This window comes from Niallia sp. 01092 (assembly GCF_052318935.1).
In the GTDB taxonomy this organism is placed as follows: domain Bacteria; phylum Bacillota; class Bacilli; order Bacillales; family Cytobacillaceae; genus Niallia.
In genome coordinates this window covers 24,799-30,919 of record NZ_JBQRKO010000033.1, presented here as the reverse complement: position 1 = coordinate 30,919, position 6,121 = coordinate 24,799, and the positions used below count along the sequence as shown (strand labels likewise).

At 34.7% G+C, this 6,121-nt stretch carries 3 protein-coding genes; all 3 read right to left on the bottom strand.

Features of this window, described 5'->3' with window-relative positions:
- Window positions 1-213 precede the first annotated feature (213 nt).
- Window positions 214-1,290 carry an HD-GYP domain-containing protein gene (locus tag ACTXGU_RS20865; RefSeq protein WP_443483454.1) on the bottom strand — a complete coding sequence of 359 codons (1,077 nt, stop codon included), beginning with the start codon at window positions 1,288-1,290 and terminating at the stop codon, window positions 214-216.
- A 175-nt stretch (window positions 1,291-1,465) separates the two neighbouring features.
- Window positions 1,466-3,967 (bottom strand): DNA gyrase subunit A, encoded by a 2,502-nt coding sequence (gene gyrA / locus ACTXGU_RS20860; protein WP_443483453.1) that lies wholly within the window; start codon window positions 3,965-3,967, stop codon window positions 1,466-1,468.
- Window positions 3,968-4,095: 128 nt separating this feature from the next.
- Window positions 4,096-6,024: a DNA topoisomerase (ATP-hydrolyzing) subunit B gene (gyrB, locus tag ACTXGU_RS20855; RefSeq protein WP_443483452.1), complete on the bottom strand. Its 1,929-nt coding sequence runs from the start codon at window positions 6,022-6,024 to the stop codon at window positions 4,096-4,098.
- Window positions 6,025-6,121: the final 97 nt, after the last annotated feature.

Here is a 6,121-nt window from a genome sequence, read left to right as displayed (position 1 = left end):
ATATAATAACATTTTCATTATTATTAAGTCAACAACTTTTTTTGTTTTTTCATTAAAACATTTAATTAACTTGCTGACTTGTATGATTATAGCAACCTTTCAACTCTAACGCAACACTTTTTTTAAAAAAAACATAAATTTGTAGATGATATTTTCATTTTTAATAAAACATTGTAATACTCCTCTAAAAAACCTTACCTTACATGATTGAAATTACAAAATTTCCTCTATAAAAAGATGCCGGTTTTTTTCTAAATCTAATATATTTTTAGTTTCTGTCATATTTATTAATGGACGTGTTGGCGATTTGCCCTCAATAAATAAGATTTCTCCTTTTTCTCCATTAGATAATCTTACTTTGCTTCCAACTGTATACTGTACAATTCCAGAGCTTAATGCATTCAATGTTGTTAGATCAAACTTTCCGAAGTAATCCTGCTGCAATTTCTCTAATACTTTAAAAGGTGATTGCTTTCTTCTATATAACCTTTCAGAAGTCATCGCATGAAATGTATCTGCAACTGCAATTATTTTAGCAAATGGATGTATTTTTTTTGCTTCATTACCTAGTGGATAGCCACTTCCATCCAAACGTTCATGATGCTGATAAATAGATAATCTTGCTTCGTTTTTTAGAAGTGTGTGTTCAGGAATCATTTTAAAACTATATTTTGTATGTTGTTTTACTTCCTTAAATTCTTCTTCTGTTAAAGGTTCTGTTTTTTGCAACAAGAAAGGGCTCACTTTAGCCATACCAGCATCGCTTAAACAACCTGCCAAAGCAATTTGGATTACGTCTTTTTTAGGGTAATGTAATTTTTGAGCAAGATAAGCACTAATGACAGCAACTGCAACAGAATGTTGATAAATATACTCTTCTTTATTTGAGAGATGATAAAGTGAAAATATTTCTTTGCTTGATCCTTCTAATTCATCAAATAAAGGTAATAACATAAAACGTATATTGGCTATATTTACAGGTAATCCTGATTGCCAAGATTGAAATTCCTTTTTATATTGTTGAACAGCATAGAGAAATTTCTTAAAAAAAGTTGTTTTCTCTTCCGTTTGATTTTGACTCTGTACATCCGATTCCAATGATTCTATAAATGTAGTTCCATCAATTTGTGTACTTTCAATCATAACTTCACTAATTAAAAATGCTTTTAAAAGATTTATATGTTCATCCTTTAATACTGTTTTGGCAGTGATTATTGGTTTACTGGTTAAATTATAAACATCTTCTGCTAATATGCACCCTGGTTTTAAATCCTTTATTTTTACGCTCATTTTTATAACCACCTTCAAAATACGGACTTTTATACCATTTTACTGTATTTAACTACTAATGTTAACATCTTTATTCCTAGTTCCAATGAAACAATTTTGTTAACAGACCATTCAGCATAATTAAAAAAGCTGCCAGATATACTGACAGCTTTTTCACATAAACGAAACTATTTGATTATTCTTCTGTGTCTATTTGTTCCTTAATCGGTTGTTCAGAAGTCTCTTCTGTTTCCGTTTCTACTTCTTCTTTCTCTACTTTTGCAACCGTAGCAACAAACTCATCTTCATTTTCGTTCAGTTTAATCAACTTAACTCCTTGTGTACTTCTGCCCATTGAAGAGATATCACTGACTGCCATTCGGATTAAAACACCGCCAGTAGTAATAATCATTAAATCTTCTTCGCCGGTTACAGCTTTCATTGATACAAGTGGACCATTTTTATCAGTGATATTGCATGTTTTAATTCCTTTTCCGCCTCTACCTTGAATTCGGTATTCGTCAGCAGGCGTTCTTTTTCCAAAACCGTATTTAGTAACAATTAGAATCTCCGTATTTTCTTCTAATACTTCCATTCCAACTACTTCATCACTATCAGAAAGGGATATTCCTTTAACACCTGTAGCTGTTCGTCCCATAGATCTTACATCTGTTTCTGGGAAACGGATAAGCAACCCATTTTTCGTACCAATAATAATATCTTTCGATCCGTCTGTTAAGCGTACAGAAATCAACTCATCTCCATCTCTTAAATTAACCGCTATTAATCCGTTATTTCGAATATTGGCAAACGATGATAATGGAGAACGTTTCGAAATTCCTTCTTTTGTAGTGAAGAATAAGAACCAATCATCTACAAATTCAGAAACAGGAATAATGGCATTGACCCATTCGTCTTTTTCCACCCCAAGTAAATTGATGATCGGTATGCCTTTAGCTGTTCTACTGAATTCTGGTATTTCATATCCTTTTAAGCGATACACTTTCCCTTTATTAGTAAAAAACAGAATTGTATCATGGGTTGAAGTTGTACTTAATTGTTCAACAAAGTCATCATCATTTGTTCCCATGCCTTGTATTCCTCTACCACCACGTTTTTGCGCTCGATAAGTAGATGCAGGAAGACGTTTAATATAGCCATTATGGGTTAGCGTAATGATAATATTTTCTTCAGGAATTAAGTCTTCATCCTCAATATTTTCAATTCCGCCAGCCACAATTTCCGTACGTCGTTTATCATTAAAGCGTTCTTTTACTTCCAATAGCTCTGTACGGATAATTTCAAGAACTTTTTCTTCATCTGCTAAGATTGCTTTTAATTCTCCGATTAGTTCAATTAAAGACTTATATTCTTCTTCAATCTTCTCTCTCTCTAATCCTGTTAATCTTTGCAAACGCATATCTAAAATAGCTTGTGCTTGTTTTTCACTTAGATTAAAGTTCTCCATTAATCCTTGACGTGCAATATCCGTTGTTTGGGAACTTCGAATTAAGCTGATTACTTCATCTAAATGATCTAATGCTATCCTTAATCCTTCTAAAATATGAGCACGTGCTTCTGCTTTTCTTAACTCAAATTCTGTTCTTCTTCTTATTACTACTTTTTGATGATCCAAATAATGAGTAAGACACTGCTTTAAGTTAAGTACTTTCGGCTGTCCACCTACTAATGCTAGTAAGTTTATCCCGAAGCTCGTCTGCAAGGCTGTTTGTTTATATAAATTATTGAGTAGTACATTTGAGTTTGCATCTTTGCGCACTTCAATGACAATACGCATTCCGTTGCGATCAGACTCATCTCTTAAATCAGTGATTCCATCTATCTTTTTATCTCGGACTAATTCAGCAATTCTTTCTATTAACTTTGCTTTATTCACTTGATAAGGAATTTCTTTAACTATAATAACTTCTTTTCCACTTGCTTTCGTTTCAATTTCTACTTTTGCTCGTATAATAATCGAACCGCGCCCTGTTTCATAAGCTTTTCGTATACCGCTTCTGCCGATGATCATTCCGTATGTCGGAAAATCTGGTCCTGGGATTATTTCCATAAGCTCCATAATTGATATATCTGGATTTTTACTTACTGCCAGAACGCCATCAATTACTTCTCCTAGTTGATGCGGCGGGATATTAGTTGCCATCCCTACAGCAATACCACTTGTTCCGTTAACTAAAAGGTTTGGAAAACGAGAAGGTAAAACGACTGGTTCTTTTTCTTCCCCATCAAAATTGTCTTGATAATCAATGGTATCTTTATTAATATCTCGTAAAAGTTCCATTGAGATTTTTGACATTCTTGATTCTGTATAACGCATTGCTGCAGCAGCATCGCCATCAACAGAACCAAAGTTCCCGTGGCCATCTACTAACATATAACGGTAGTTAAAATCTTGAGCCATCCGCACCATCGTTTCATAAACAGCACTATCACCATGTGGGTGATATTTACCGATTACATCTCCGACAATACGAGCAGATTTTTTATATGGTTTATCAGAATGCATTCCTAGATCATGCATAGCGTATAAAATGCGGCGATGAACTGGTTTTAATCCATCTCGTACATCAGGAAGAGCACGCGACACAATAACACTCATTGCATAATCTAAAAAAGATTCACGCATTTCCTTACTAATATTAATTTCTTGTATTTGAGAATTTGGCGTATCAGCCATGTAAAGGAACCTCCTTAAGAAAAGCACAAGAAGCTAGAATTAAATCTAGCATCCTAAATAATCTTTCTTTTTTATACAGCCTATTTAAGTAAACAATCCTATCATTTAGAAAAACGGCGTCCATTTCATTAAATATCTAAATTGGCATAGCTTGCATTTTCTTCAATAAAGTTTCTACGTGGCTCCACTTTATCGCCCATCAGCATTTCAAATGTTTCATCTGCTTCAATTGCATCATCGAGACTTACTTGAAGCAACGCTCTAGTAGAAGGATCCATGGTTGTTTCCCACAACTGATCCGCATTCATTTCTCCCAACCCTTTATAACGTTGTATATTTGGTTTAGGAGCCGCAGGAAGAGATGCTAACAATGCATCTAATTGCTTATCATCGTAAGCGTATTCCACACGTTTTCCTTGCTGCACTTTAAAAAGTGGCGGCTGTGCAATATAAATATAACCTGCCTCTACAATTTTTCTCATATATCGATAGAAGAATGTTAATAATAATGTTCGAATATGTGCTCCATCTACGTCTGCATCCGTCATAATGACTATTTTATGATATCTGGCTTTTGTTATATCATAATCATCACCAATGCCTGTACCTATCGCAGTAATCATGGATCTTACTTCATTGTTGGATAGTATTCTATCCAATCTTGCTTTTTCTACATTTAGGATTTTCCCTCTCAGGGGTAAAATCGCCTGAAAATGACGATCTCTTCCTTGTTTTGCTGAACCGCCGGCTGAATCTCCCTCAACAATAAATAACTCACTAACTTTTGGATCCTTGGAAGAGCAATCTGATAATTTACCTGGCAAACTCGAAACTTCTAATGCACTTTTTCGACGAGTTAATTCTCTTGCCTTTTTAGCAGCTATTCTAGCTCTTAAAGCCATTTGACCTTTATCAACAATTTTTCTAGCTACAGAAGGATTTTCCAGCAAAAATTTCTCAAAATGCTCTGCAAAAATGGTATCGGTAATCGCTCGCACTTCAGAATTCCCTAATTTTGTTTTCGTTTGTCCTTCAAATTGTGGATCCGGGTGTTTAATAGATACAATCGCTACTAATCCTTCTCTTACATCTTCACCAGATAGATTCGCTTCTGCATCTTTTAACATGCCATTTTTTCTTGCATAATCATTAATCGCTCTCGTTAATGCCGTTTTAAAGCCGACTTCATGTGTACCGCCTTCATGTGTATTAATGTTATTCGCGAAAGAAAAAATATTGCCTGTAAATCCGTCATTGTATTGAAGAGATACTTCAGCTGTAATACCATCCTTTTCTCCTTCAATATAAATCGGTTCTTCAAATAATACCTCTTTATTACGATTCAAGTGTTCTACGTACGATTTAATACCGCCTTCATAGTGATATTCTTTTCGTTTTTCGTTGTCTTCTCTTTTATCTTCAATAGTAATTCGAATATTACGATTTAAAAAAGCCAGCTCTCTAATTCTATTAGCAAGCGTATCATAATCATACTCTAATGTTTCTCTAAATATCTCACCATCTGGTTTAAAACGGGTAATAGTACCAGTTGTATCACTTTCACCAATAATTTTTAAATCAGCACTAGGTACACCTTTTTCGTACTTTTGGTAATAAATATTGCCATCTCGGTGAACAAAAACTTCTAACTCTGTAGAAAGGGCATTAACAACGGAAGCACCTACTCCGTGTAAGCCTCCAGATACTTTATAACCTCCGCCGCCGAATTTTCCACCAGCATGAAGAACAGTCATAATTACCTCAACAGCAGGCCTGCCCATTTTCTCATGAATTCCGACTGGAATCCCACGACCGTTGTCTTTTACCATAATACTATTGTCTTTTTCGATGCTAACATTAATTTCATTACAATAACCTGCCAGCGCCTCATCAATACTATTATCGACAATTTCCCATACTAAATGATGTAAACCTTTTCCACTAGTAGATCCTATATACATACCAGGTCGTTTGCGAACTGCTTCTAATCCTTCTAAAACCTGTATTTGACTTTCGTCATACGATTGTTGTTCTACTGGATTTTGTTCCATTGTCATATCGATCACCTAACTTTCCATTGACATCCAAATTTAACTCAGTCTGTCGACAAACGCTCGCTTTCTTCGTTGTTCGCCTTACTCGGATGCTCATCCC

Excerpts from the sequence above, each read along its gene's own strand:
- ACTXGU_RS20865 (WP_443483454.1), bottom strand. The coding sequence starts at position 1,290 with ATGAGCGTAAAAATAAAGGATTTAAAACCAGGGTGCATATTAGCAGAA.
- gyrB (WP_443483452.1), bottom strand. The coding sequence starts at position 6,024 with ATGACAATGGAACAAAATCCAGTAGAACAACAATCGTATGACGAAAGT.
- gyrA (WP_443483453.1), bottom strand. The coding sequence starts at position 3,967 with ATGGCTGATACGCCAAATTCTCAAATACAAGAAATTAATATTAGTAAG.